Source organism: Streptomyces sp. NPDC047000, from assembly GCF_040644295.1.
In the GTDB taxonomy this organism is placed as follows: domain Bacteria; phylum Actinomycetota; class Actinomycetes; order Streptomycetales; family Streptomycetaceae; genus Streptomyces.
This window is the reverse complement of the sequence record NZ_JBEYWE010000025.1, coordinates 19,797-46,785: the sequence shown is the minus strand read 5'-3', so window position 1 is coordinate 46,785 and position 26,989 is coordinate 19,797. Positions and strand designations below refer to the sequence as shown.

The following is a 26,989-nucleotide window of genomic DNA, read 5'->3' as shown; positions in this document are numbered from 1 at the left end:
CCGTGCTGAGCCCGGCCCGGGCACACTGGAAGCATGACGACTGGCGCTCCGACCTTTTCCGCCCCCGCCCGGTCCCGGCGCTCCCGGCCGCGCAGATTCCTGCCGCTGGCCGTCGCGGCGTGGCTGGTGCTGGAGATCTGGCTGCTGACCGTGGTGGCCGGGGCCACCAGCGGCCTGGTGGTCTTCCTGCTGCTGCTCGCCGGGATCGTCGCGGGTTCGGCGGTCGTCAAGCACGCGGGCCGTCGGGCCTTCCGGAACCTCAACGAGGCCCTTCAGAGCGGCGGCTCCCCGTCGCGGGGCGGCGGCAACGGGCTGATGATGCTCGGCGGGCTGCTGCTGATCCTGCCCGGCCTGATATCGGACGCCCTCGGCCTGCTCCTGCTGGTCCCGCCGGTCCAGAAGGCGCTGGGGCGTCGGACGGAACGCGCTCTCGACCGCAGGCTGCGTGCCGCCGCCCCGGGCAGCCTGGGCGACGCCTTCCAGCAGGCCCGTGTGCACCGCCCGGACGGAAAGGTCGTCCAGGGCGAGGTCGTACGGGACGACGGCCCGGACGGCCCCGGTGGGGGAGAGCCGGGCGGCGACCCCTGGGAGCAGCGCCCGCCGCTGACCCGCTGAGCGGCCCTGCGCGTTCGGGGTCCGCGCGGCACGGTGGGCGCGGCACGGTGGGAACGACAGAACCGCGGGCGCCGTACGTGGAGAAGATCTCACGTACGGCGCCCGCGGTTGTTCGCGTGTGCTGTCAAACGGCTCGGCCCGCAGGGACTATGCGGACTTGCGGCTGTCCCGGGGATGAACCGCGATGTTCATCGCGCCGGAGCGGAGAACGGCAAGACGCTCCTCGAGGACCTCTTCGAGTTCCTCGCGGGTGCGCCGCTCCATCAGCATGTCCCAGTGCGTACGCGCGGGCTTGGCCTTCTTCTCCTCCGGGCCGTCGCCATCAACGAGAAGTGCCTGGGCCCCGCAGACCTTGCACTCCCACTCCGGCGGGATCTCCGCCTCGATCGAGAAGGGCATCTCGAAGCGGTGCCCCTTCTCACATGCGTACTCCACGGCCTGGCGCGGAGCCAGGTCGATGCCGCGGTCGGTCTCGTAGCTGGTCACCACGAGGCGCGTGCCGCGAAGAGCTCGCTCACTCATGAATCGTGCCTCCCGGGCTTGTCGCCCACAGGACAGGTGTCGCTGTCGTCGTCATCCGGTCAACGTCCGGTCGGCGGTAAAGATTCCCGTTCCGGGTGATGCGTCGCCGTCGTAGCCGCCCCTTGTTGTACCCACCGGCGCCCGGTTTGTCACATCTGCCAGCAGATGTCACCCAGCGTTTCGGCACCTTTGACGCGCAGTAACGGTACGCCTGGCAGGCCAAACGCGTACACTACCGCCCTTTCCCGTCCAGCGCTAAATAATCTTCGGAACGGGATTTCCGGCGTCCGCGATCGCCCGCCGCACCGGGACCCGCGCCAGCAGCACGAATCCGATGACGAAGAACACCACGAGCGAGACGATCGCCGAACGGTAGCTCCCGGTCAGCTGGTAGGTGATCCCGAACAGCAGCGGACCGAGCCAGCTCATACCCCGGTCGCTCATCTCGTACGCGGAGAAGTACTCGGCCTCCTTGCCCGGCGGGACGAGATGGGAGAACAGGGACCGCGACAGCGCCTGGCTGCCGCCGAGCACGAGACCGATGCCGGCGGCCAGCGCGAAGAAGTACACCGGGGCCCGGGCCGGGAGGAAGTACCCGGCGGCCAGCGTGAGGGTCCACGCGATCAGTGAACCGAGAACCGTGCGCTTCGCCCCGTGGACCCGGGCGAGCCGTCCCATGCCGAGTGCGCCCGCCACCGCCAGCACCTGCACCATCAGCACGGCGACGATCAGCGTCGACTGGCCGAGCCCCAGCTCCTCGGAGCCGTACACCGACGCCTGCGAGATCACCGTCTGGATGCCGTCGTTGTAGATCAGGTAGGCCAGCAGGAAGGCCAGGGTGAGCGGCTTGCCGCGCATGTCGCGCACCGTCGCGGCGAGCTGCCGCCAGCCGTGCCCCGCGGATGCCGGCGGCGGTGCCGATGCCGGCGCCGCCGGTGACGGTGCCGTACGGCGGTCCCGCAGCCGCTTCAGCGGGACGAGCGTGAAGGCGCCCCACCACAGACCCGCCGAGGCCAGACAGATCCGTACGGCCGCCGACTCCGACAGGCCGAAGGAACCGTGCGCGGAGAACAGCACCAGGTTCACGACCAGCATCAGCGAACCTGCCGCGTAGCCGAAGGCCCAGCCGCGTGAGGACACCGTGTCGCGTTCCTCGGGCGGGGCGATCTGCGGGAGGAAGGAGTTGTAGAGGACCATCGACACGGCCACGGACGCGTTCGCCACGATCAGCAGCAGCCCGCCGAGGAGATAGCGGTCCCCGTCCAGGAAGAACAGCCCCGTCGTCGCGGACGCGCCGGTGTAGGCGGACGCTGCGAGCAGCGGCTTCCTGCGGCCCGTCCGGTCGGCCGCGGCACCCGCCGCCGGCATCACCAGGATCGCCACGACCACGGACGCGGACACGCAGTAGGCGAAGAACGATCCGGCCCGCAGCGGCACGCCCAGCGGATGCACGAATCCGTCCGCGTCCGCGGCGTGCCGGGCGACCGACGTCAGATAGGGACCCAGGAACACGGTGAGCACGCTCGTCGAATAGACGGAGCAGGCCCAGTCGTAGAAATACCAGCCGTGCTGTTCGCGCCGCCGCCCGGCGGCCTCGCCGGCCGCCTCCACCCGCACGGTGCCGATGCTCACCCGTGCCCTCGCTTCCCCGCCGAAGGTGCTGTACGAAGGCGCCGGGTCCGGCCGGCGCCGGGGCTCAGGCCCAGACGCCCCGGTCGGTCATGACCTCGCGCAACGTGTCGATGTGATCGGTCATGATGCCATCCACGCCCAGGTCCAGCAGCCGGTGCATCCGATCGGGTTCATTGACCGTCCATACGTGCACCTGCAGCCCGCGCGCGTGTGCGGTGCGCACGAAAGCGCGGTCGACGACCGGGATGCCCGACTGCGACTCGGGCACCTGCGCGGCCACCGCGGACCGGCGCACCGCGACCGGCAGACCCCAGGACCTGAGCCGCAGGTTCAGCACCCCGCGCGTACCGTACGACGTCGCCAGGCGCGGCCCCGCCAGCCGCTGCGCACGCACCACCCGCGCCTCCGAGAACGAGCCCACGCACACCCGGTCCCAGGCACCGGCCCGTTCCAGCAGCTCCAGCAGCGGCCGCAGCGCCGGCTCCGCCTTGACGTCGACGTTCCAGCGCACCTCGGGGAACAGCTCCAGCAGCTCGTCGAAGAGCGGCACCGGCTCGCTCCCCGCCACCCGCGCCTGCCGTACGGCCTGCCACGGCAGATCGGCGATCCGGCCCGCGCCGTCGGTCACCCGGTCCAGGGTCGCGTCGTGGAAGGCGACCAGGCGGCCGTCCGCCGTGGCGTGGACGTCGGTCTCGATGTACCGGTAGCCCGTGTCGACCGCGCGGCGGAACTGCGCCACGGTGTTCTCCAGACCGTCGGCGGCCCCGCCGCGGTGGGCGAAGGGGATGGGCCCCGGATGATCGAGGTACGGATGGCGGGGGAGGCCGGTGCGCGAGGTCACCGGGGCAGTATGGCCCCCGCCGGTGACCCGGTGGCAACGACCGTACTGCCGTCCGATGCCGTCGGGACGTCGAACCTCCGCAGGAACAGCTGGGCGAGCGGGCCGATCGACACCGCGTAGAGCAGGGTGCCGATGCCGAGGGTGCCGCCCAGGGCGAAGCCGGTGAGCACGACCGCCACTTCGACCACCGTGCGCATCAGACGGACCGAGCGGCCCGTGCGCCGGTGCAGACCGGTCATCAGGCCGTCGCGCGGGCCGGGACCGAACCGGGCGGAGATGTACAGGCCGGTCGCCACCCCGTTGAGCACGATCCCCGCGAGCAGCAGCGCGATCCGCCCGCCGAGCGCCCCCACCTCCGGCACCAGGGACAGGGTGCCGTCCAGGGCCAGGCCGACCACGAAGACATTGGACACCGTGCCGAGGCCCGGCCGCTGACGCAGGGGTATCCACAGCAGCAGCACCGCCGCACCCACCACGATCGACACCGTGCCGATCGTCAGACCGGTCAGCGCCGCCAGACCCTGGTGCAGGACGTTCCAGGGCTCCAGGCCCAGCCGCGCCTCGACGAGCAGCGCGGAACTGGCGCCGTAGAGCGCGAGACCGGCGTACAGCCGGCCCAGCCGACGCATCAGGCGGCGCGGGGCGGCGGACCCGCTTCGGACGGGCACCCTGAGCCGGGACGGCGGGCGGAGCGGGAACGGCCGGCGGAGCCGGAACGGCGGGCGGTGATGGGCCGGCAAGGGGTACCCCCGGTGGTGGATGTGGACCGACCCGTGACACTCTGTGGCCATGGAGTGAATGCCATCCATGGCCAATCCGGGGAAGGTGGACTGATCTGCATGGCGCAGTGGACCTCGGCGGTGGGGGCCGCGCAGCTCGCGCGGCTGCTCATGTCCCAGCAGGACCGTCCGGCCGGCTCCGGCAGCCGCCGCCCTCCCGCCTACCGCGCCCTCGCCGACGGCGTCCGGCTGCTGGTCCTGGAAGGCCGCGTGCCGGTGGCCGCCCGGCTGCCCGCCGAGCGTGAACTGGCCACCGCCCTGACCGTCAGCCGTACGACCGTCGCCGCCGCCTACGAGGTGCTGCGCGCCGACGGTTTCCTGGAGTCGCGGCGCGGCGCGGGCAGCTGGACGGCTGTCCCGGCGGGGAACCCGATCCCCGCGCGCGGCCTCGAACCGCTGCCTCCCGAGGCGCTCGGCTCGATGATCGACCTCGGCAGTGCGGCGCTCCCGGCGCCCGAGCCCTGGCTCACCCGCGCCGTCCAGGGGGCCCTGGAGGAGCTGCCTCCCTACGCGCACACCCACGGCGACTACCCGGCCGGCCTCCCGGCGCTGCGTTCCATGCTCGCCGAGCGCTACACCGCGCGCGGGATACCGACGATGCCCGAACAGATCATGGTGACGACCGGTGCGATGGGCGCCATGGACGCCATCTGTCATCTCTTCGGCGGACGCGGCGAACGCATCGCCGTCGAGTCGCCCTCCTACGCCAACATCCTCCAGCTGATGCGGGAGGCGGGCGCGCGTCTGGTGCCGGTCGCGATGGCCGACGGCCTCACCGGCTGGGACGTGGACCGCTGGCGGCAGGTGCTGCGCGACGCCGCGCCCCGTATCGCCTACGTCGTCGCCGACTTCCACAACCCCACCGGTGCCCTCGCCGACGACGACCAGCGGCGCCGGCTGGTGGACGCCGCCCGCTCCGCGGGCACCGTGCTCGTCGCCGACGAGACGATGACCGAGCTGTGGCTGGACGAGGGCGTCGAGATGCCGCGCCCGGTGTGCGGCTTCGACCCGGCCGGGTCCACCGTGATCACCGTGGGGTCGGCGAGCAAGGCGTTCTGGGCGGGCATGCGCATCGGCTGGGTGCGTGCCGCGCCCGACGTGATCCGCAGCCTGGTCGCCGCGCGCGCGTACGCCGACCTCGGGACGCCGGTGCTGGAGCAGCTGGCCGTGAACTGGCTGTTCACCACCGGCGGGTGGGAGAAGGCCGTCGACCTGCGGCGCGAGGAGGCGCGCGGCAACCGCGACGCGCTGGTCACGGCGGTCCGGCGCGAGCTGCCCGCCTGGGAGTTCGAGGTGCCCTCGGGCGGCCTCGTCCTCTGGGCCCGGGCGGGCGGTCTCTCCGGCTCCCGGATCGCCGAGGCGGGGGAGCGGCTCGGGGTGCGGGTCCCGTCCGGACCCCGGTTCGGCGTCGACGGTGCGTTCGAGGGCTACGTACGGCTGCCGTTCACCGTCGCGGGAGCGGTGGCCGACGAGGCGGCGGCCCGCCTGGCCGCGGCCACCCGCCTGGTCGCGGCAGGCACCGGCGCGGCCACGGAGACACCCCGCACCTTCGCGGCATGACACCAGGCAACCCGCCGACCGGGGGCCTGAGGCTGTAGGTCTGTGGGCGGGGGTCTGGGGGCGGCAGCCCCCAGGGACGGGAACGGGAAGGGGCGGCGGGGGCGAAAACCCTCCCGGCCCCCGCCCGGCCCGTGCGTCACCCACCCTGGCAGCCCGCCACCCGCCCTGACCGCCCGCGATCCATCGGCCGGCCCGCCACCGCGGCGTGACGGCTGCCACCGCGGCATGACGGTCGTCACCGCGGCACCCGCCCCCGTGGCGTGACGGCCGCCTAGGGCCCCTCGGCCGCCATGGCCTCCACCGCCCCGACCGGCTCGGCGCGCAACGTCTTCTCGGGCCCGCGCCCTTCTCCCGGCTCCTTCTCCGGCTCCGCCCGGGGGGTGTCCGGTTTGCGGAGGTCCGGTCTGGTGTCCGCCGGTGTCGAGCGGGGCGGCAGCAGGGACAGCACCGCCTCACGCCCGGCGGCGTCGGCCGAGTCGTCGTACGGGTCCGGGGTCGCCGGTACCTGGAGGCGCAGGACGGGACCGCTCCCCAGCCGCGCGTAGCCGCGCCCCGGTGGCACATGGGCGGGCGGAGTCGTGTGCGGGGGAGCTCCGAGCACGGCCTCCAGCTGCGCGCCCGTCGCGGGGCCGAGCACGACACGCGCGCGGGTGTGCTGCCGTACGGCGTCGCTCAGCGTGTCCGCGCTGTCGAACTGCTCGGCCACCACCACCGTCACATTGGCCGCCCGCCCGTGTCTCAGGGGGACCTGGAGGAGGGCCTGGGGATCCTTGTGGTCGTCGGCGGCGGCGAGATGCGTGAAGAGGCTCGGCCGGTCCACGACGACCCACAGGGGCCGCTTCGTGTCGTCCGGCGGCGGGTCGCCCGCCTGCCTCGCCCGGTTGGCGGCGATCAGCCGGCGCTCCGTCTCGGTGGCCGCCCACTCCAGCCCGGTGAGCACCCCGGCGAGCCCGCTCTCCACCGCGAGGACGCCGTCCCGGCCGGTCAGACAGGCGTACTCGCCGGTGCCGCCGCCCTCGGCGATCAGCACGTCACCGTGCCGCAGCGCCTGCAGGACCACGGACCGCAGCAGCGTCGAGGTGCCGCTGCCCGGCTGGCCCACGACCAGCAGATGCGGCTCGGTGGAGCGGACGCCGGTGCGCCAGACGACCGGCGGCACATCGCGCTGCTCCGTCGCGTGGGTGAGGGGGAGCGTGCGCTGTACCCGGGACGGGTCGGTGAGGCCCAGGACCGTCTCGCCGGGCGCGGTGACGAAGGGCTGGGCGGTGATGTCGGTGGGAAGGGGGGCGAGGACGGCGACCGTGAGCTGGTTGGCCTCCTCGTCCCAGTCGAACCGGTACTCGCGCTCACGGCCCGCCTTCGCCGTGAGCAGATGCTCGACACGGACCCGTGCGTCGGGCTCCCCGTCCGGGAAGTAGGCCGGGTAGCGGATCACGAGGTGGGACACCCGGCCCCCGGTGTCGAACTCGTAGACGGGAAACGCGTTCCCCCACTCCCCGCCGTGCGCGTACAGCGGCGCCGGGTCATCGGCCGTGGAGAAGGAGGGGACCAGGGCCTCGTACAGCGAGCGGAGCCGTTCTGCCCGCGAGGCGTCGGCGCCGTCGGCCGCCGGGGTGCGGTCGCGTCCCAGCCATGCGGCCGCCGCCATCAGGGCGATGGCGGCGAGCGGCGGCCCGTACGGCACCAGGGCCACGGCCAGGACCAGCGAGGCGATCAGGAACAGCAGCGGCCCGCGCCTGTCCTTCGGGGTCGCCGCCCACCTGCGCCGCCCGGCCGAGGCCAGCCGGCGCAGACCACGTGTGAGGGTGATCAGCGGGTGGAGGACGTCGGTGGCACTGTCGGCCGCCGTCCGGGCCAGCTGCCGGCCGCGGGCGAACTGCGCGCCGCCGGTGCTCAGGATGCGGGGTAGTGGGCGCCGGGCCACTGCTGTCTCCTGGAGAGGTGGTAGGGACGGACGGGACGGGCGGTGTCAGAACCTGATGCCGCCGAGCAGGCTCGCCAGGCTCTCGCCGCCTGCCTTGATGCTGGGGGCGATGGCGGTGCTCGAGAGGTAGAAGCCGAACAGGGCCGACGTCACGGCGTGCGAGCCCTTGAGCCCGTCCTTGCGGAAGAAGAGGAAGACGACGACGCCGAACAGGATGACGCCTGAGATGGAGAGGATCATGGGGTTTCTCCTGGTGTCGAAGGGGACAGTCACCATGAGTACTTCCAGGATCACAGGATGTATCCATACGATAAAAGGTGCAAATGGAGGAATCGGGTCGGATTTCCCTCGTTCGGCGGAGCCCTGAGCGGCCGCTCTTCCCGGTGGCGCGACCCAGTACGCTGGCGATTCACGCGAAGTGGAGAGGCGGTCCCGTCGATGAGTGAAGGTCCCGGCCCCGAGGTCGTCGAGCTCGCGACCAAGATCTTCGGTCTGGCGCGGCAGGGGCGCACCGAGACACTCGTGGCGTACGTCGACGCGGGCGTACCGGCCGACCTCACCAACGACCGCGGCGACACGCTCGTGATGCTCGCCGCCTATCACGGCCACGCCGGCACGGTGCGTGCGCTGCTCGCCCGCGGCGCGGCACCGGACCGCATCAACGACCGGGGCCAGACCCCGCTCGCCGGGGCCGCCTTCAAGGACGAGCGGGAAGTGATCGAGGCGCTTCTGGAAAGCGGTGCCGATCCGGCCGCGGGCACCCCCTCGGCGGTCGACACCGCCCGGATGTTCGCCCGGACGGAACTTCTGGAATTGTTCGGTACACGCTGATCCCACCGTTCTGACCAGCGAGAACGCAAAAAACGGGGGAGGCGGTAAAGGGCCGCCGGAAATACGGTCGCGGCGGGAGAAACCCGCGAGTCATCATGACGTCGTGATTCACGGACGCGATGGCTGGGCAGGTGTTGCCGCACCACGCGGACCGTGATGCGGCCCGCATGGGCCACCGACGAGAGGCAGAGGAAGATGGTCTACAGCAAGCAAGAGACGGCGGGCGCCCCGACGTGTTGTCACGCGGCCAGGTAGTGCGTGGTCCCCGGTTGCGTCGACGCTTGATGTGAGGCTGTTTCCCATGTTCGATCCGGTCATAGCGCCCAGCGGCACGCTGCTCGGCCTGCTCCAGCGGGGCCGCGGCGACGGCACGCTGCACGCGCTCACCGCCCCGCGCGCGGAAGCGCTCGCGGCGCTGAACCACTGTGTGCTGAGCGATCCCCGTCACGACTGGCAGGTGGAGAACCGCTCGCTCTACTACGCCCGCCTCTACCTGGACCTGGGCGGCGGCCTCGACGCCGTCGAGGCCCACCTCTTCGACACCGAGGACGTGCTCGACACCGACGAGTCACGCACCGGCCTCGCCCTCGCCGTCCTCGGGCACCTGGCCTCGTACGGCAGGCGTGACGCGCTCGACCTGCTGCGCAGGTACGCCGCCACCGGCTCCAACTGGGCCTGGGCCCTGGACGAGCTCGCCCTCAGGGACGACGACGCCGGCCTGCGCGCCCTCGCCGCGCCCGTGCTGGCCCGCTTCCCGGCCGGCGCCGAGGGCGACGCCGAGCTGGCCGCCGTCGTCCGGGACGCCTTCGAGCCACGGCCCTGGCGGCTGTGGGCCGAGGACCCCCGCGAACCGATCGCCGCGCGGGTGCGTGCCGCACACGAGACCGGCTGCTTCGACCGCTGGCAGCGCCAGCTGCGACCCTCCGGCCCCCGGCCCGGATGGAGCGTGGCAGCCGTCCTCGAATGGGCCCAGCAGGGCGTCGAACGCGGCGCCGCGCTGCACGTCCCGGCCGCCCGCTGTCTCACCGCCGTGGCGGCCCCCGAGGACCGGCCCGAGATCCTGCGGGCCGCCCGGCACGGCAGCGAGGGCGCCCGCTGCACCGCGCTGCGCTATCTCGCCGACGCCGGCGACCCGGCCGCCCTGGAACTGGTCGAGGCCGCGGTGGCCGACGGCACGTCACCCGTGGTGGAGGCCGCCCTCGACGCGTTCGAACGCATGCGCGCCCTCGCCGCCGTCGACCGCGCCCGCGGCTGGGCCCGGCGGCCCGACGCACTCGGCGCCGCCGCCGGACGTGTGCTCGCCTGCCACGGCTCGGCCCAGGACAGCGACCTCGTCCTCGCGGCCCTGCGCGAGGCCGTACGGGGCGAGGGCCCCGACGCGCCGACCCTGTGGACCCTCGTCGACGGCGCGGGACGGCTCGGCATCGTCTGCGCCGCACCCGTCCTGCGCCATGTCTACCGCGAGACCGCCTCGTCCCGTCTGCGGGGCCGCGCCGCCCGCGCGCTGGCGGCCACCGACCCCTCCTTCGCCACCGGCTTCGCCGTCGAATGCCTGTGGGACTGCGAGGAGACCACCCGCGAACTCGCCGCCCGGCACGCCGAGACCGGCGACGCACGCGTCGTCGAACGACTGCGCCGCCTCGCCGCCGACCCGGCGGAGGAGGACGAGGTCCAGACCGCCGTACGCAGCCGCATCGGACCGCCGGACACGCCGGTGGGATGAGGGCGCGCGCCGGCGGCCACGGGCGCCGCACGAGGGGGGCACCCGTGAGGAGGACGTGCGGCATTCCGCCCGAAACGTGAACGAGGGGTGACCCGGGGCACAGGCGGGCGTGGACACCGGCTGACCTGCTCGGGTGCGCAGGCCAACGCTCATGGGACGTTCCTCGTACGGAAAGATCCACGTTGACGCGGCCACGTCCGGCACGGCGACAACACCGGTATGCGTGTCGTCATCGTGACCGAATCCTTTCCCCCCGACGTGAACGGCGTGGCCCACTGCGCGCTCCAGACCGCCCGACACCTCGTCGATCGCGGTCACGCCCCGCTCGTCGTCGCCCCGGCCGCCTCCGCCCGGCCCGGCGCCGTGCCGGAGCAGGGCGGCCCCCACCGCTCCGGGCCCGACGCCTCGGCGCCGTGCCCCGTGGTCCGTGTCCCCTCCCTCCCGCTCCCCGGTTACCCCCAGGTCCGCGTCGCCCTCCCCAGCCGGCGTGTCGCCGCGGCGCTCACCGAGCACCGCGCCGACCTCGTCCACCTGGCCAGCCCCTTCGTCCTCGGTGTCCGCGGCATGGCCAAGGCCACCCGGCTCGGCATCCCCGCCGTCGCCGTCTACCAGACCGACCTCGCCGGATACGCCCGCACCTACATGGGCGCCGGTGAGGCCGCCGCCTGGCGGCGCATCCGCTCCGTGCACGCCGCCGCCGACCGCACCCTCGCCCCGTCCACCGCGGCCCTCGGCGACCTGGAGGCCCACGGCGTCCCCCGGGTCGCCCTGTGGCCGCGCGGCGTGGACACCGTGCGGTTCCGCCCCGACAAGCGGGACGACGCGCTGCGCCGCGAACTCGCCCCGAACGGCGAACTCGTCGTCGGCTACGTCGGCCGGCTCGCCCCCGAGAAGCAGGTCGAACTGCTGGCGGGGGTCTGCGGCCTCGACGGCGTACGGGTCGTGGTGGTCGGCGACGGCCCCAGCCAGGCGCATCTCACCGAGGCCCTGCCCGGCGCGGTCTTCCTCGGCCGCCGCACCGGCGAGGAACTCGGCCGGATCTTCGCCTCCCTCGACGTCTTCGTGCACACCGGCCCCTTCGAGACCTTCTGCCAGACCGTGCAGGAGGCCATGGCCAGCGGCGTGCCCGTCGTCGCCCCGGCCGCGGGCGGCCCCCTCGACCTCGTCGACCACGGGCGCACCGGATTCCTCGTCCCGCCGCGCGACGCGGCCGCCGTACGGGACGCCGTGCGGGCCCTGGCCGCCGACCCCGCCCTGCGGCACTCCTTCGGCGCCGCCGCGCGCACCACCGTCGAGGGCCGCACCTGGGCGGCCGTCGGCGACCAGCTCATCGCGCACTACGAGGACGTCCTCAGCGCCCGCAGGACGGTGGTGGCGGCATGACCGGCACCGGAACCGAAGGGCTGCGCATCGTCCGGCTCGCCAACTTCGTCGCCCCCTCCTCCGGCGGACTGCGCACCGCGCTGCGCGAACTGGGCAAGGGCTTCCGGGCGGCGGGCCACAGACCCGTGCTCGTCGTGCCCGGCGAGCACCGCACCGACCAGGAGACCGAACAGGGCCGGGTGATCACCCTCCCCGGCCCGCTGCTGCCCGGTACCGGCGGCTACCGGGTCCTCACCGACAAACGGCGTGTCGCCGCCCTGCTGGAGGAACTCGCCCCGGACCGTCTGGAGGTCTCCGACCGCACCACGCTGCGCTGGACCGGCCGCTGGGCCCGGCGCGCCCGGGTCCCCGCGGTCATGGTGTCCCACGAGAGTGCCGACGGTGTCCTGCGCACCTGGGGCCTGTCCGAGAACCTGTCCCGGCGCACCGCGGACGCCCTCAACACCCGGACGGCCCACACGTACGCGCGGGTCGTGTGCACCACCGAGTTCGCCGCCCGGGAGTTCGTGCGCATCGGCGCCCGCAACGTCGTCCGCGCCCCGCTCGGCGTCGACCTCGTCCAGCGCCACCCGGCGCTGCGCGACACCGGGCTCCGCGCCCGGTACGCGGGGGAGGACGAGGTCCTGCTGGTGATGTGCTCGCGGCTGTCGGTGGAGAAACGGCCCGGCACCGCCCTCGAAGCCCTGGAGGCGCTGCGGCGCCGCGGGCGGCGGGCGGTGCTCGTGATCGCGGGCGACGGTCCGCTCCGGGCCCGGCTGGAGCAGCGGGCGCGGGAGCGCGGGCTGCCGGTGACCTTCCTCGGGCATGTCGCCGACCGGGGGCTGCTCGGCGCGCTCCAGGCGTCCGCCGACGTGTGCCTGGCACCGGGGCCCGCCGAGACGTTCGGACTGGCCGCCCTGGAGGCCATGGCGTGCGGCACGCCGGTGGTGGCCAGCGCGTCGTCCGCCCTGTCGGAGGTCATCGGCGCGGCGGGCGCCACGGCCGCCGACCACGGAGCCGCGTTCGCCGATGCCGTCGAAGGGCTCCTGGAGCGTGCCGGACACGAGCGGCGCGAGGCGGCACGCGCGCGGGCGGAGTGCTTCGGGTGGGACACGGCCGTGGACGCCTTCCTGGCGGCGCACGACGCGGCGGTGCCGGTGCGGGGGACCCGGACGCCGGCCGCGGCTCCGGAGCCTGCCCCGGGCCCGGGTGCCACGTCGTCCGCCGGATCCGTGCCGTCCGTGCCGTCCGTGCCGGAGGGAACGGCATGAGACCACTCCGCTTCGTGGCCCTCGGTGACTCCCTGACCGAGGGCATGGGCGATCCGGTCGGCGGCGGGTGGCGCGGCTGGGCCGCACTGCTCGCCCACGGGCTCTCCGAGGTGCCCGTGGCGTTCACCAACCTCGCGGTCAGCGGCGCCCAGACCCGCGACGTGCTCGAACGGCAGACCCCGGCCGCGCTGGAGATCCGGCCCGATCTGGTGTCCGTGGTGATCGGCGTCAACGACACGCTGCGCCGTACCTTCGACATCCACGCCGTGGCGGCACGTCTCGACGAGGTGTGCGCGGCGTTCACCGCCCGTGGCGCCGTCCTGCTCACCGCCTGTCTGCCCGACCCCGGCACGATGCTCGGGCTGCCCGGCGTGCTCGCCCGCCCGCTCGCGCGACGGCAGCGGGCCGTCAACACGGTGGTGCACGCGCTCTCCGAGCGCTACGGCGCCGTCCATCTGCACGCCGACGGGGACGACTGGACCCGAGACCGCGCGATGTGGAGCGCTGACCGGCTGCACCCCAGCGAGCGCGGACACCGGCAGTTCGCCGTCCGGTTCCACGTACTGCTCGCCGAGACCGGGCTCGCCACCGGTCCCGCACCCTCGCCGGAGCCGGAGTTCCCCGCGCCCACCAGGTCGGCGAGTCTGCGGTGGCTGGCCACCGCGGGCACGGCCTGGGTGGCCCGGCGCTGCACCGACCTGCTTCCACAGCTCCTCAGGCTCGCCGCGGACGAGATGCGCCACCGGGCCAGGGGCACCGGTGCCCGGCTCGATCTCGGCGCGTCACACGCGGTGGCCGCGGCCCTGGCGGCGCTGCCCGTCCGGCACCGCCCGGACACCCGGGGTCCCGGCACGGCGCACGCGCCGGCCCCGCCGCACCGGACGGCGGCGCTGCCCGCTCCGGCCACGGCAGCCGCCCCCGGCAGGGCCGACGAGCCCGCGACCGCCGACGGGTCCGCGACCGTCGGTGGCTCTGCGACCGTCGGTGGCTCTGCGACAGTCGGCGTGTGCGCGACCGTCGGCGGGCCGAAAGCGCTGCACGAGTCCGAAGCGCCGGGCGGGCCGGACACGGCCGACGGAGCCGGGACACGCTACGAGCCGCGGACGACGTACGGGCCGGACCCGGTCCACGCCTCGGAGGCGGCGTAGGCACCCGGCGACCGCGTCGGCGCCCGGTCAGCGGCGGCCCCGGCCGCGGCCCGCGGCCACGAAACGGACCGGGGTACCCGGTGCCGCCTGGGCGGCCGCCGGGAGGTCGGCGCCGCGCACGACGGCGATCACCGGGTAGCCCCCGGTGGTCGGATGGTCGGCCAGGAAGACCACCGGGCGGCCGTCGGGCGGCACCTGGACCGCCCCCACGACCATTCCCTCGCTGGGCAGCTCACCGGTCACCGCCCGTTCCAGGACCGGGCCCTCGGTACGCAGACCGATGCGGTTGCTCGCGGCCGACACGCGGAAGGCGCGCGAGGTGAGGGCCCGTACGGCGGCCGGTGCGAACCAGTCGTCGCGCGGCCCCGGCGTGACCCCGAGCACCAGTTCGGCGGGCGGTCCGGGCTGCGGGGCGACGTCCACGCGCGCGTGGGGGCCTGCCGGACGCCCCAGGGGGAGCACCGCGCCGTCCGTGAGCGGTGCCGGGCCGAGACCCGACAGCAGATCCGTGGAGCGGCTGCCGAGCACCGGTTCGACGGCCACACCGCCCGACACGGCGACGTAGCTCCGCACCCCGCGCACCGCGGCCCCCACCTCGAGCACCGCCCCGGCCGGGACGAGGACCGGTGCTCCCCACGCCACCGGGCGGCCGTCCACCGCGACCGGGCACGGCGCTCCCGCGACCGCCGCCACGACGGCCGAACGCGGCCGTACGGCACAGCCGTCGAGCGTCGTCTCCAGGACGGCCGCCTCCGGCCGGTTGCCGACCAGCCGGTTGACGAGGGCCGCGGCGGGCGCGTCGAGCGCGCCGGACAGCGGCACGCCCAGATGCGCGTGGCCGGGCCGGCCCCGGTCCTGCACGGTGGTGAGCACCCCGGCGCGTACGACGGCGAGCGCGCGGTCCGTCATGTGCCCGCCGCCCGGACGAAGCGGACCCGGGTGCCCGGCGCGAGCAGCGCGGCCGGTGTGCGCGTGTGGTCCCACAGCACGGCCTCCGTCCTACCGATCAGCTGCCAGCCGCCCGGCGAGGAGCGCGGGTAGACGCCGGTGTACGGACCTGCCAGGGCCACCGCACCCGCGGGGACGGCCGTGCGCGGCGTGGCGCGGCGCGGGACGCCGTAGCGGGCGGGCAGCCCGGTCAGGTAGCCGAAGCCCGGTGCGAAGCCGCAGAACGCGACCCGGAACTCGGCGCCCGCGTGGATCCGGGCGACGTCCCGCTCGGACACGCCCCAGTGCGCGGCGACATCGGTGAGGTCGGGACCGTCGTAGCGGACCGGGATGTCGACCACGGTGCCGCCCGGCGGCGCGGCGGGCGGCACCTCCCAGCCGGTGAGTTCGGAGATCAGACGTTCAGGGTCGGCGGCGCCGTCTATCAGGACGGTGCGCGCCGCCGGGACGATCTCGCGCGCGGTGAGCAGGCCCCGGGCACGGCGGCGCAGCAGTTCCGCGTGCAGCGCGTGGGCCTCGTCGCCCGAGGCCACCTGGACGAGCAGGGCATCTTCCCCGACGGGCAGCACCCTCATGCGAACGCCTCCACCCGCACGCCCGACTCCTCCAGCGATCTCCGGACACGGTGCGCCAGTTGCACCGCTCCGGGCGTGTCGCCGTGCAGGCACAGCGAACGCGCGCGCACCTCGACGTGCTCGCCGGAGTGGGACGCGACCGTGCCCGAGCGGGCCAGTCGCAGCGACCGCTCGACCACGGCGTCCGGCTCGGACACCACGGCCCCGTCCCGGCCACGCGGCACCAGCGTGCCCGCCGCGGTGTAGGCGCGGTCCGCGAAGGCCTCCGTGACCGCCGGCAGCCCCGCCTTCCCGGCGAGTTCCAGGAAGCTGGAGCCCGGCAGGCCGAGGACGGGCAGCGTGGAACCGGCGAGGAGCACCCCGTCGACCACCGCCCCGGCCTGCTCCTCGTCGTGCACGACGCGGTGGTAGAGCGCGCCGTGCGGTTTCACGTACGCCACGCCCGCCCCCGCGGCACGGGCGAAGACCTCCAGGGCGCCGATCTGGTAGGCCACCTCGGCCGCCAGTTCGGCGGGCGGCACGTCCATGGCACGCCGCCCGAAGCCCGCCAGGTCGCGGTAGGAGACCTGGGCGCCGATCCGTACGCCGCGCGCGGCCGCGAGATCGCACACCCGCCGCATGGTGGCCGCGTCCCCGGCGTGGAAGCCGCAGGCCACGTTGGCGCTCGTGACGACGGACAGCAGCTGCTCGTCGTCGGTCAGCCGCCAGCGGCCGAAACCCTCACCCAGGTCGGCGTTGAGGTCGATCGAGGTCATGGATCTCCGTGTCTCCCACTTGTCGGTTCGTCGGACGGTGCCGCCCCGTGGGCCGCGGAGTGAGCCGCCCCGGGGCCGCGCCGGTGTGTCAGGCCACCCGGTACTGCTCGTCGCGGGCGTCGGTCAGGAACATCTGGCCCGGTGCGTGGGTGATGGCGAAGGGCGGGCGGGAGGCCATCACCGCGGCCTGCGGGGTCACTCCGCAGGCCCAGAACACCGGGATGTCGTCCGGTTCGGCCGTCACCGGTTCACCGAAGTCGGGCCGGGCGAGGTCGGCGATGCCGAGGCCGGCGGGATCCCCGCAGTGGACGGGACTGCCGTGCACCGCCGGGAGCAGGCTGCTCTCCCGGATCGCGGCCGCCAGATGCTCCGGCGGCACGGGGCGCATCGACACCACCATGGGACCGTGCAGCCGTCCGGCCGGACGGCACGGGCGGTCGGTCACGTACATCGGGACGTTGCGGCCCTGCTCGACGTGGCGGATCGGCACCCCGGCCCGGTCCAGCGCCCACTCGAAGGTGAAGCTGCAACCGATGAGGAACGACACCAGGTCGCTCCGCCAGTGCGCGCGCACGTCGGCCGGTTCGTCCACCAGCTCGCCGTCCCGCCACACCCGGTAGCGCGGCAGGTCGGTGCGCAGATCGGCGCCGTCGGCCAGGACGGTGGTCCACGACCCCGCGTCGGTCACGTCGAGGACGGGACACGGCTTGGGGTTCCGCTGGCAGAACAGCAGCATGTCGTACGCCCAGTCGGCGGGGACGGCGATCAGGTTGACCTGCGTGTGGCCCCCGGCCACCCCGGCCGTCGGGCCCGTCAGACCCTCGCGGAACCGCGCCCGCGCGGTTCTCGGGTGCCACGCGCGCGCGTGCTCGTCGACGAGGACCACGGGAGCGTCCTGCGCCAGGGCCGACGGGGTGCTGTGGGTCCGGCTCACCCGAGTTCCTTTCCGCGTGTCTCGGGCAGCCCCAGCAGTGCCAGCGCCGCGAGCCCGTAGCCGACCGCGCCGAAGACCAGCGCGCCGCCCACCCCCCAGCTGTCGGCGAGGAAGCCGACGGCCGTGGGGAAGACCGCGCCGACCGCGCGGCCGGTGTTGTACGTGAAGCCCTGTCCCGCACCGCGTACGGCCGTCGGGTACAGCTCACTGAGGTACGAGCCGAAGCCGCTGAAGATGGCCGACATACAGAAGCCGAGCGGGAAGCCGAGCACCAGCAGCAGCGTGTCGGCGCCGCTCGGGATGTGCGCGTACGCCACGGTGCAGACCGCCGAGAGCAGCGCGAACAGCCAGATGGTGCGGCGCCGCCCGAGCCGGTCGGTGAGGTGACCGCCGGTCAGATAGCCGAGGAAGGCGCCGGAGATGAGGAAGGTGAGATAGCCGCCGGTGCCGACGACCGACAGACCCCGCTCCGTCTTGAGATAGGTCGGCACCCAGGTCGCCAGCGTGTAGTAACCGCCCTGGACACCCGTCGACAGCAGGCCCGCGAAGACCGTCGTGCGCAGCAGGCCCGGGGCGTCGTCGGTGCCGGGCCGGAAGATCGCCGTGAACGAGCCCTTCCCGGGACGGTGTTCCCGGGCGGCGACCGCCAGCGGGGCGTCGTGCACCTGCCGCCGCAGCCAGAGCACCAGAAGGGCGGGCAGCGCGCCGGTCCAGAACATCACCCGCCAGGCGAAGTCCGCGCCGACGAGGGAGAAGACCAGCGTGTAGACGACCGCGGCGAGCGCCCAGCCCACGGCCCAGGAGCTCTGGACCGCACCGAGGGTGCGGCCCCGGTGCCGGGCGCTCGCGTACTCGGCGACCAGGATCGCGCCGACCGCCCACTCGCCGCCGAAACCGAGACCCTGGAGGGCGCGGAAGACCAGCAGCGTCCCGTAGTCCGGCGCGAAGCCGCAGGCCACGGTGAACACGGCGTACGTGCTCACCGTGATCATCAGGGCCCGGACCCGGCCGAGCCGGTCCGCGATCACCCCGGCCGCGGCCCCGCCGACGGCGGAGACCACCAGCGTGACGGTGGTGAACAGACCGGTCTGGCCGCTGTCCAGGCCGAAGTACGCGGCCAGCGCGACCATGCTCAGCGGCAGTGTGAAGTAGTCGTACGAGTCCAGGGCATAGCCGCCGAACGCGCCGGCGAAGGCGCGGCGACCGCGCGGACCGAGGGCGCGCAGCCAGCCGAACGCGCCGTCCCCGGCGGCGTGTCCGGCCGGGCCCGGCCGGGTGCGGGAGGGCAGCGCCTGCGGTGGAGGGGTCGAGCTCATGGGCACCTCGCAGTGGGAGGACGGAGTGTGCGGGGGTGAGCCGTGCCGTGCGGGTGGTGCGGGACGGGCGGTGCCGTGCGGATGGTGCGCGGGTGGTGTGCGGGGTCCGGATCTGCGGAGCGGGCTGCACGGAGGCGCCGTGCCGTTGGCGCGGAACGTGCGGGACATGCGGGTGCGGGCGGTGCCGTGCGGGCGGGGCGCCGTACGGAGCACCGTAGAGGATCGTTGAACGATCCTTCAATACCCGTGTTGTTTCGTCCTTGTGTCTGCGGTTCAATTCCGGGCATGGCAGAGCAGCTGACCGGACTGGCCGACGACCGCGCCCTCCTGGGCCGGACCAGCACCGCCGAACGGGTCTCGGACATCCTCAGAAGCCGTGTCGCCGAGGGCTATTTCCCGCCGGGCACCCGGCTGTCGGAGGACAGCATCGGCGGCGCGCTCGGCGTCTCCCGCAACACGCTCCGCGAGGCCTTCCGCCTGCTCACCCACGAACGCCTGCTCGTCCACGAGCTCAACAGGGGCGTGTTCGTGAGGGTCCTGACGGTGGAGGACGTCGAGGACATCTACCGCACCCGCAGCCTCGTGGAGTGCGCCGTCGTACGCGGTCTCGGCGAGCCCCCCTACGCGCTGGACGGCCTCGCCTCGGCGGTCACCGAAGGCCAGCTGGCGACCGTCGAGAGCGACTGGAAAGGACTCGGCACCGCCAACATCCACTTCCACCGGGAACTCGTCGCTCTCGCCGGCAGCACCCGCACCGACGAGCTGATGCGCAGCGTCTTCGCCGAGCTGCGTCTCGCCTTCCACCTCGTCGACGACCCCCGGCGGCTGCACGAGCCGTACCTGGTCCGCAACCGCCAGATCCTCCACGCCCTCGGCGCGGGCGACCGGGACGAGGCCGAAAAGCAGCTGTCGGTCTATCTCGCGGACTCCCGGCACCGGGTGGTCGAGGCGTACCGGCGGCGTGTGGGCGACGACGGGTAGCACGCCCGGAACCCGGCGGCGGCCGGACCGGACGGGGCGCCTCTGCGCCGTTTGGGCCGTTGTCAGACCGAGGACCTAGTCTGTCCACCGTGACTTCGCCTGCGACGACGGACCGTGTTCCGCCCCAGCCCGGTGCGGGGCCGCGCCCCGCACCGGGCCCGGCCGCCGACGAGGGACTGGCGCGGCGCCTGCGTGCGCTCGCCTGCACGGCCCCGCTCCACGACCTCGACGTCCGCAAGGCGAACCTCGCCGGCGAGTACTCGGTCTACGGCATGGCCGAGGTCGCCCTCGCGGCCATCGACCTCGTCACCCTGAACATGGACTTCGACACGGGCGCCGACCACGACCAGATAGTGGCCCGACTCATCCCGCGCATCGCCGCGCAGGCCCCGCGGCGGCCCGTCGCCGAGCACGAGCGCGTGGCGCGCTGGGTGCTGGAGAACCTCATCAACGTCGGCAGCGTCGACCGCGGCTTCCGCGCCGTGTACGGCACGTTCGCTCCGGACGGCACCTATGTACGGCGCGACTACGACTTCAAGCTGGTCGAGGAGGTCCCCGGACCGGGCGGCACCGTCTACCTCCGTACGACGGACGAGGCGGTCAACGTCCTCGTCGGCGCCCTCGACACCGACGTCACCAGCGCGCAGATCGCCGCCGAGGTCAAGCTGGAGGTGCTGATCAGCCGGGGCAGGCTCGCCGACGCCCAGCTGGCCGCGGAACAGGCCAGATACCGGACCGTGCAGTACTCCGAGACGCTGCGCCGCGCCCTGGACGCGACCCGGCGCAATGTGCGCGCCGTCGACTGGCTGAACGCCGTGCCGGACATGATCACCGAGGCTCTCGACCACGTCGCCGACCGCTACCGCCACGAGAACGCGATCCTCACCAACATCCGCAAGGCACGCGACGAGACCGAGGACCCCGAGCACAAGCGGCGCGCCGCCGAACTCGTCGACATCGTCAAGGACTGCATCCGGCGCCACACCCTGCTCCAGTCACGCCTGCTGGAGGCCGGCCCCCTGTTCCGCGCCGAGCAGGACCGGCAGGCCTTCGCGGCCCCGGCGGCCACCGCGGGCACCGACCTCTACGGGCAGCTGTTCGCGCCCGTCATGCCGCTGCCCCTGGAGCAGGCGGTCCGAGTCACCGACGCGTTCTTCGCCCGGGGCACGGGACTGCGCACACCGGTCTCCGTCCGGGTCGGCGACCTCGTCGACATCCTGCTGACGCCACCGCAGGAACGCGAGCACCTGGGCGCCGAGATGCCCGAGCCGGACCTCATCGCCACACCCGACGACAGCCGGTTCAGCGAGGAGCAGCTGGCCGCCGCCACCGGACTCCTGGACCTGCCGCCCGACGCCCCGCGCCGGCTGTCGGGGCTGCTCGCAGAGGCCCGCCGCCAGGACCCTGACCTGCCCTACCTGGTGGCACTCCTCACCGTCCACGCGGCCAGCCCCCCGGTGGGCACCGCCTACCGGCAGGGCGAGGGGAAACTGCTGTTCGCCGTGGACGACGGGACGGAACTCGACGACCCGGAGTTCGGCGGCGCCGACCTCATAGTGGGAACCGCCCTGCTGGACGCCGCCGGAATGACGGCGGACCGCACCGAAGCGGCATGAGGACCGACGAGCGACACCGTACCGAGGAGCACCCCACCGTGACCGAGCACGCCGACCGGACCGAGCCGGACGTCACCGTCGCGCCGGCGACGGCCGCCGTCACGCCCGCCGACGCGGCCGACGCGGCCCGGCTCGTCTCCTTCGGGCTCCAGCCCAGGCTGCAGCCCGCGCGCGACCAGGAGTACACCGAACTGCTGCGCCGCTACCGGGAGGACCCCCCGTTCGCGCGGCTCGCCGACGCGGTGGCCACCGGCCTCGGCCTCGTCGTGCTGGAGGTGTCCCCGCGCGCGGGCATGGCGGTCACCGCCGCGGAGGACTCGGTGTTCGCCGTCCGCATGGGCGACTACGCGCGCCGCACCTCCGCCGACGGCGGAGACCGCTTCCTGCACGGCCTCGCCCACCTCGCCGTCGCCGCCCTGGCCTTCCCGCGGCCCGAGGACCTGGCCGACGACGGCTACATCGGCCGGATCAGCGTCAACGGCGTCGACTCCTTCGTACGGCAGGCCTGCCGCCGGCTCGAGGAGCGGTCCGCCGAGCAGGGCGAGAACACCGACCCGGCCACCGGCGCACCCGGTCTCGAGGCGGCCTGGCGGGTGTGGGCCCGGCGCAGCGCGGCCGGCGCCACCAAGGACGCCCGCAGACTCGCCGGCTCCACGACCGGCATCGTCGGCAAGGCCGCCGCGTTCCTCACCGACTCCGGATTCCTGCAGCGCACCGGCGACGACCACGGCGGCACCTACCGCACCACCGCTCGCTACCAGCTCCAGGTCCGCGACATGGCGGGCGGCGCCGCCATGGCCGAACTGCTGGAGCTGGGCGTCGTCCCCGTCACCGACGGCACACCGACACTGCTGCCCGCCGAGGACACGGACGACCTCGACCTGGTGGCCGACGCCGGGCTCCCCTTCCACTCCTGAGGCCCGCACGGCCGCCCGGAAGCCCCGGCTCCCGGTACACCCCACCGTTCCGCACCCCCACGAAGCCTTACGACGAGAGTCCGCCATGTACGAGCTGTCCCGGGTCCGCCTCTACTCCATCGGACCCGCCGGCGCACGCTATGCCGACACCGTGCTCGACCTGCGCGGTGTCGGCCGCCCCGTGCCCGACCCCGCGCCCATCCAGGCGGAGTTCTTCGCGGAGGAGCCCGTCGGCCCACCGCGCCGCCCCGCGCCGGCCGGTGTGCTCTTCCTGGAGAACGGCGGCGGCAAGTCCGTCCTGCTCAAGCTGATCTTCTCCGTGATGCTGCCGGGCCACCGCAACACCCTCGGCGGTGCCAGCTCCGGCGTGCTGCGCAAGTTCCTGCTGGCCGACGACTGCGGGCACGTGGCCCTCGAATGGCAGCACACCCTCACCGGGGAGTGCGTCGTCGTGGGCAAGGCCAGCGAGTGGCGCGGCCGCCAGGTGTCCAACGACCCGCGCAAGTTCGCCGAGGCCTGGTACTCCTTCCGGCCCGGCCCGGGACTGAGCCTCGACAACCTGCCCGTCGCCGAGTCCACCGCCGTGCGGCCGCCCTCCGAGGGCCAGTCAGGCGCGCGGGGCCGCCGCCGCACCATGAAGGGTTTCCGGGACGCCCTCACCGAGGCGGGCAAGGCGTACCCGCACCTCGAGGTGCACTGGGAGGAGATCCACGACCGCTGGATCGAGCACCTCGGCGACCTCGGGCTCGACCCCGAACTCTTCCGCTACCAGAGGGAGATGAACGCCGACGAGGGCGAGGCCGCAGGCCTGTTCGCGGTCAAGAAGGACTCCGACTTCACCGACCTGCTGCTGCGTGCCGTCACCGACACCCGCGACACGGACGGCCTCGCCGACCTCGTCAGCGGCTTCGGCAGCAAACTCGGACGGCGTTCCGAACTCATCGCCGAACGCGACTTCACCGCCGGCTCGGCCGACCTCCTCGGGCGGATCGTCGACGCCGCAGAGGCCCGCTCCCGGGCGCGCGACATCCACACCGCGGCGGAACGGCGCACCCGCACCCTGGTCCGCCGCCTGTCCGCCCGCGCCGTACGGGAGCGGACGCGCGCCACCGACCTCGCCCAACGCGTCACCGCCGCCGCCTACGCCGTCACCCACTCCGAGGGCGCCCGCGAGCGCAGTGCGCTGATCGCCGCCGAACTCGCCTACCGGCACGCCTCCCTGGCACTCGCCGCCGCCGACAAGGCCGCCGCCGCCCAGAAACGCGAACTCGCCGACGCCCGCACCCTGCACTCCGCCTGGCAGGCCGCCGAGACCGTACTGCGCCACCGCGCCGCCGGCGACCGCGTCACCCGCGTCGCCACCGCCATCCAGGAGGCCGAACGGGACGCCGCCCCCGCGCTCGCCGCCCGTGCCCGGGCCGCCGCCGACCTCGTCCGCGCCCTGCACACCGCCGCGGAGAGCGCCGAGACCCTCGCCGACGAGGGCGAGGAACGCTCCGCCGCCCTCCAGGAGGCGGGCGAGGCCGCCCACCGGGACGCCACCGCCGCCGCCACCGAGGCCCAGCGCGCCCGCAGCGAGGCCGGCCACCTACGGCAGCGGCTCACCGAGGTCGAGCAGGAGACCGCCGAGGCCATCCGGGCGGGCTGGCTCGACGACACCGCACCGGACGCCGACCCCGCCCGCGCCGCCCTCGCCGCGAGCGACGCCGAGAAGACCGCCGTCGCCGCCTGGGACACCGCGCGCGAGGCTTCCCGCCGCGCCGCCGAACACGCCCGGGAGACCGCCTCCGCCGAATCCCGCGCCGAACTCACCGCCGCCCGCGCCGCCGACGCCGCGACCGCGGCCCGGCGGACCTACGACGCGGAACTCCGGCTCGCCGAGACCCTGGCGGCCGAGGAGCGGCTGGCCGAACTGCTCAGCCTCACCGACAGCCCCGCCCGTCCCGTGTCGCAGCCCCGCCACGAGACCGGCTCGGGACCCGTCGATCCGGCGCACGGCGCCGCGCTCACCCCGCAGGACCTCGACCGCTGCGCCGACGAACTGCGCGAACTCCTCGACGACGCCGTGTCCGCCGCCGAACGCCACCTGTTCGAACTGCGCACCGCAGCCGCCGACGACGCCCGCATCCTCGGCGCCCTCGGTGACGGCGGACTGCTGCCGCCCGGCCCCGACGTACTGGCCACCGTCGAACACCTCGGTGAACTCGGCATCCCCGCTCTGCCCGGCTGGCGCTACCTCGCCCAGGCCGTCGACCCCGCCGACCACGCGCGCGTGCTGGCCGCCCGCCCGGAACTCGTCGACGGTGTGATCATCACCGACCCCGGCTCCCACGCCCGCGCCCGCGTGGCCCTCGCCGACGCCGCCCTGCTGCCCCGCTCCGCCGTCGCCGTCGGCACCGCCGCCGCCCTCCTCGCCCCCACCCCGGCCGACGGCGCGAGCCCCACCGACGTGTTCCTCGTACCGCCCAACCCGGCCATGCACGACGAGCACGCCGCCGACGAGGAACGCCAGGCCCTGCGCAGCCGGGCCGCCGAACGGGACGAAGAGATCCGCACCCTCGCCGCCCGGCTCGGCAAGGACCGCGAACTCGCGGCCAGGCTCGCCTCCTGGCGCACCGGCTGTCCCGCCGGACGCCTCACCGAACTCGCCCGTACCGCCGACGGGGCCCGCGCCTTCTCCGAAGAGGCCGAAGCCGAACTCGCCGACGCCCGCACCGCCCGCGCGGAAGCCGAGGAGACCGCCGCCGAAGCGGCCCAGGCCCGCGACGAACGGCAGGAAGCCGCCCAGCAGGCCCGCCGCTCCGCCGACGCCCTCGCCGGACTCGCCTTCCGGCTGCGCGAGCGCTCCGCCTGGCAGGCCAGACTCCGCGAACTCGCCGACGAGGCGACCGAGTCGGAGGCACGCGCCGCGAGCTGTCTGGAACGCGCCCGCGCCGCGGACGAGGACCGCCGCGCCGTCCAGCGCGCCGCCGACGATGCCCGCCGCACCGCCCGCGCGCTGCGCGCCGAGCGCTCGGAGGTCGCCGGCGCCCCCGACGACGTACCGGCCACCGCCCCCGGCACCCCCAGGGCCACCCTGCCCGCCCTGCGCGAGGCCTACCGCGCAGCCTCCCAGCTGTACGAGAAGGTCGGCGTCGGCGCCGACCTGCGCGCCGAACAGGCCCGCGCCGAGAGCGACGAGAGTTCCGCCCGCGCCGAGCTCGACCGCCTCAGCAACAGGGTCCGCATCCGTGCGGAGCACCTCCTCGCATCACCCGCCGGGGCCGACGGCCCCTCCCGGCAGGCCGCCGCGGCCCGCGCCGAGGAACTCGTCCAGCTGCTCGAAACCCGTATGTCGACCGCGAGCGAACAGCTGGGCCGACTGCGCGGCGAGGCCGAGCGGCACGCCCCCGAGGACGGTGAGACACACACCGCACTGCCCGAGGAACTGCTCCCGCGCGACGCCGACCACGCCCAGGCCCTGCTGCGCACCGCCACCTCCGAACTCGCCTCCCGCACCGGGGCGCTGGCACAGGCCCGCGAGGCGCACGCGGAACTGCTCGCCACACACCGCGCTGCCGAGGACGCGGCAGGCGGCTTCGACGAGACCGCCGCGATGCTCCGGGACCTGCTGCGCGAACACACCGCCGACGACGAACAGGACGCTCCCGAGCCCTACCCCGGCAGCCTCGAAGAAGCCCGGCACTCGGCCGCCGAGGCCCGCCGCTCGCTGCGCGGCTGCGCCGCCGACCTCTCCACGGCCGACTCCGCGGTGCGCGAGGCGAGCGACGTCCTGGTCCGGCACGCCAACTCCACCCGCTACGAACAGGTCCGCACGCCTGCCCGCCAGCAGATCCGCGAACTCCCCGCGTCCGCGCTGCCCGAGCACGCCCGCAAGTGGGCCGACGCCTTCGCCCCCCGACTGCGCGTCCTCACGGACGAACTGGCCCAGCTGGAACGCAACCGCGACTCGATCGTCGACCGTCTCCGCGGGCTGGTCGAGTCCGCACTGGCCACCCTGCGCTCGGCCCAGCGGCTCTCCCGCCTTCCCGAAGGACTGGGGGAGTGGTCCGGACAGGAGTTCCTGCGCATCCGCTTCGAGGAACCCGACCAGGCCACACTCACCGAACGGCTCGGCGAGGTCATCGACGAGGCGACCCGGGCCGCGGTGAAGAAGAACGCCGACCTGCGCCGTGACGGCATGTCCCTGCTGCTGCGCGGGGTGGCCGCCGCGCTGCAGCCCAAGGGCGTCGCCGTCGAGATCCTCAAACCCGACGCCGTCCTGCGCGCCGAGCGCGTGCCCGTCGGACAGATGGGTGACGTCTTCTCCGGCGGCCAGCTGCTCACCGCCGCCATCGCCCTCTACTGCACGATGGCCGCGCTCCGCTCGAACGACCGGGGCCGCGAACGGCACCGGCACGCCGGCACGCTCTTCCTCGACAACCCCATCGGCCGCGCCAACGCCACCTACCTGCTGGAGCTCCAGCGGGCCGTGTCCGACGCGCTCGGTGTGCAACTCCTCTACACGACCGGCCTGTTCGACACCACCGCGCTGGCCGAGTTCCCGCTGGTCATCCGGCTGCGCAACGACGCCGACCTGCGCGCCGGCCTGAAGTACATCCGCGTGGAGGAACATCTGCGGCCAGGACTTCCCCAGCCCGCCCCGGCCGGGGAAGCGGTGCACAGCGAGATCACGGCGACCCGGATGTTCAAGCGGCCCGCACCGGCGAACGGCTGACCCGCACCGTCCGGCGGGCCAT

21 protein-coding genes and 1 pseudogene are annotated in these 26,989 nt (G+C 74.4%); 11 read left to right on the top strand and 11 right to left on the bottom strand.

Annotation, left to right across the window (positions count from 1 at the left end; translation table 11 throughout):
• The first annotated feature begins 33 nt into the window (after positions 1 to 33).
• Entirely contained in the window at positions 34 to 615 is a 582-nt protein-coding gene (fxsA, locus tag ABZ862_RS29990) for an FxsA family membrane protein (protein WP_360964713.1), read from the top strand.
• Between the two features lie 147 nt (positions 616 to 762).
• On the opposite strand, the gene ABZ862_RS29985 is transcribed toward fxsA, so the two are convergent.
• From ABZ862_RS29985 to ABZ862_RS29970, 4 genes are all read right to left on the bottom strand, one after another.
• On the bottom strand, positions 763 to 1,137 hold the full coding sequence (locus tag ABZ862_RS29985; RefSeq protein ID WP_360964710.1) for an RNA polymerase-binding protein RbpA: 375 nt from the start codon (positions 1,135 to 1,137) through the stop codon (positions 763 to 765).
• A 255-nt stretch (positions 1,138 to 1,392) separates the two neighbouring features.
• Positions 1,393 to 2,769 carry an MFS transporter gene (locus ABZ862_RS29980; protein WP_360964707.1) on the bottom strand — a complete coding sequence of 459 codons (1,377 nt, stop codon included), beginning with the start codon at positions 2,767 to 2,769 and terminating at the stop codon, positions 1,393 to 1,395.
• 64 nt (positions 2,770 to 2,833) lie between these two features.
• Positions 2,834 to 3,610: a glycerophosphodiester phosphodiesterase gene (locus ABZ862_RS29975; RefSeq protein WP_360964704.1), complete on the bottom strand. Its 777-nt coding sequence runs from the start codon at positions 3,608 to 3,610 to the stop codon at positions 2,834 to 2,836.
• Positions 3,607 to 4,239 (bottom strand): hypothetical protein, encoded by a 633-nt coding sequence (locus ABZ862_RS29970; protein WP_360964873.1) that lies wholly within the window; start codon positions 4,237 to 4,239, stop codon positions 3,607 to 3,609. The genes ABZ862_RS29975 and ABZ862_RS29970 overlap by 4 nt, the downstream gene beginning before the upstream one ends.
• Positions 4,240 to 4,449: 210 nt before the next feature.
• On the opposite strand from ABZ862_RS29970, the gene ABZ862_RS29965 reads away from it, so the two are divergent.
• Positions 4,450 to 5,949, top strand: coding sequence for a PLP-dependent aminotransferase family protein (locus ABZ862_RS29965; protein ID WP_360964701.1), 1,500 nt, complete (start codon positions 4,450 to 4,452; stop codon positions 5,947 to 5,949).
• A 271-nt stretch (positions 5,950 to 6,220) separates the two neighbouring features.
• Here the strand turns inward: ABZ862_RS29965 and ABZ862_RS29960 are convergent, their stop codons facing one another.
• Both ABZ862_RS29960 and ABZ862_RS29955 read right to left on the bottom strand, forming a co-directional pair.
• Complete coding sequence (locus tag ABZ862_RS29960; protein WP_360964698.1) at positions 6,221 to 7,873, bottom strand: hypothetical protein; 1,653 nt, start codon at positions 7,871 to 7,873, stop codon at positions 6,221 to 6,223.
• 45 nt (positions 7,874 to 7,918) lie between these two features.
• Positions 7,919 to 8,113, bottom strand: coding sequence for a hypothetical protein (locus ABZ862_RS29955; protein ID WP_360964870.1), 195 nt, complete (start codon positions 8,111 to 8,113; stop codon positions 7,919 to 7,921).
• A gap of 198 nt (positions 8,114 to 8,311) precedes the next feature.
• Here ABZ862_RS29955 and ABZ862_RS29950 point away from each other — a divergent pair, with 198 nt between their 5' ends.
• From ABZ862_RS29950 to ABZ862_RS29930, 5 genes and pseudogenes are all read left to right on the top strand, one after another.
• Positions 8,312 to 8,704 carry an ankyrin repeat domain-containing protein gene (locus ABZ862_RS29950; protein WP_360964695.1) on the top strand — a complete coding sequence of 131 codons (393 nt, stop codon included), beginning with the start codon at positions 8,312 to 8,314 and terminating at the stop codon, positions 8,702 to 8,704.
• Positions 8,705 to 9,005: 301 nt separating this feature from the next.
• The gene (locus ABZ862_RS29945) at positions 9,006 to 10,427 is read left to right on the top strand and encodes a HEAT repeat domain-containing protein (RefSeq protein WP_360964692.1); all 1,422 of its coding nucleotides are present in this window, start codon (positions 9,006 to 9,008) and stop codon (positions 10,425 to 10,427) included.
• Positions 10,428 to 10,646: 219 nt separating this feature from the next.
• The gene (locus ABZ862_RS29940) at positions 10,647 to 11,810 is read left to right on the top strand and encodes a glycosyltransferase family 1 protein (RefSeq protein ID WP_360964689.1); all 1,164 of its coding nucleotides are present in this window, start codon (positions 10,647 to 10,649) and stop codon (positions 11,808 to 11,810) included.
• A complete protein-coding gene (locus ABZ862_RS29935) occupies positions 11,807 to 13,060 on the top strand; it encodes a glycosyltransferase (RefSeq protein ID WP_360964686.1) in 1,254 nt (417 codons plus the stop codon). The genes ABZ862_RS29940 and ABZ862_RS29935 overlap by 4 nt, the downstream gene beginning before the upstream one ends.
• A pseudogene (locus tag ABZ862_RS29930) lies at positions 13,057 to 13,896 on the top strand (SGNH/GDSL hydrolase family protein); the annotation flags it as partial. The gene ABZ862_RS29935 and the pseudogene ABZ862_RS29930, both read left to right, overlap by 4 nt.
• A 339-nt stretch (positions 13,897 to 14,235) precedes the next feature.
• Here ABZ862_RS29930 and ABZ862_RS29925 read toward each other — a convergent pair.
• The 5 genes from ABZ862_RS29925 to ABZ862_RS29905 all read right to left on the bottom strand — a co-directional run bounded on the left by ABZ862_RS29925 (position 14,236) and on the right by ABZ862_RS29905 (position 18,736).
• Complete coding sequence (locus ABZ862_RS29925; protein WP_360964683.1) at positions 14,236 to 15,117, bottom strand: biotin-dependent carboxyltransferase family protein; 882 nt, start codon at positions 15,115 to 15,117, stop codon at positions 14,236 to 14,238.
• Positions 15,114 to 15,731 (bottom strand): allophanate hydrolase subunit 1, encoded by a 618-nt coding sequence (locus tag ABZ862_RS29920; RefSeq protein WP_360964680.1) that lies wholly within the window; start codon positions 15,729 to 15,731, stop codon positions 15,114 to 15,116. The genes ABZ862_RS29925 and ABZ862_RS29920 overlap by 4 nt, the downstream gene beginning before the upstream one ends.
• On the bottom strand, positions 15,728 to 16,486 hold the full coding sequence (locus ABZ862_RS29915; RefSeq protein WP_360964677.1) for a 5-oxoprolinase subunit PxpA: 759 nt from the start codon (positions 16,484 to 16,486) through the stop codon (positions 15,728 to 15,730). Before ABZ862_RS29915 ends, ABZ862_RS29920 begins: the two co-directional genes overlap by 4 nt.
• Before the next feature lie 88 nt (positions 16,487 to 16,574).
• On the bottom strand, positions 16,575 to 17,390 hold the full coding sequence (locus ABZ862_RS29910) for a putative hydro-lyase (RefSeq protein ID WP_360964867.1): 816 nt from the start codon (positions 17,388 to 17,390) through the stop codon (positions 16,575 to 16,577).
• Between the two features lie 26 nt (positions 17,391 to 17,416).
• Positions 17,417 to 18,736 (bottom strand): MFS transporter, encoded by a 1,320-nt coding sequence (locus tag ABZ862_RS29905; protein ID WP_360964675.1) that lies wholly within the window; start codon positions 18,734 to 18,736, stop codon positions 17,417 to 17,419.
• 285 nt (positions 18,737 to 19,021) lie between these two features.
• Here ABZ862_RS29905 and ABZ862_RS29900 point away from each other — a divergent pair, with 285 nt between their 5' ends.
• From ABZ862_RS29900 to ABZ862_RS29885, 4 genes are all read left to right on the top strand, one after another.
• Entirely contained in the window at positions 19,022 to 19,717 is a 696-nt protein-coding gene (locus ABZ862_RS29900) for a GntR family transcriptional regulator (protein WP_360964672.1), read from the top strand.
• A gap of 89 nt (positions 19,718 to 19,806) precedes the next feature.
• Positions 19,807 to 21,333: a hypothetical protein gene (locus tag ABZ862_RS29895; protein WP_360964669.1), complete on the top strand. Its 1,527-nt coding sequence runs from the start codon at positions 19,807 to 19,809 to the stop codon at positions 21,331 to 21,333.
• Between the two features lie 38 nt (positions 21,334 to 21,371).
• The gene (locus tag ABZ862_RS29890; protein WP_360964864.1) at positions 21,372 to 22,250 is read left to right on the top strand and encodes a hypothetical protein; all 879 of its coding nucleotides are present in this window, start codon (positions 21,372 to 21,374) and stop codon (positions 22,248 to 22,250) included.
• 85 nt (positions 22,251 to 22,335) lie between these two features.
• Positions 22,336 to 26,967: a hypothetical protein gene (locus tag ABZ862_RS29885; RefSeq protein ID WP_360964666.1), complete on the top strand. Its 4,632-nt coding sequence runs from the start codon at positions 22,336 to 22,338 to the stop codon at positions 26,965 to 26,967.
• Positions 26,968 to 26,989: the final 22 nt, after the last annotated feature.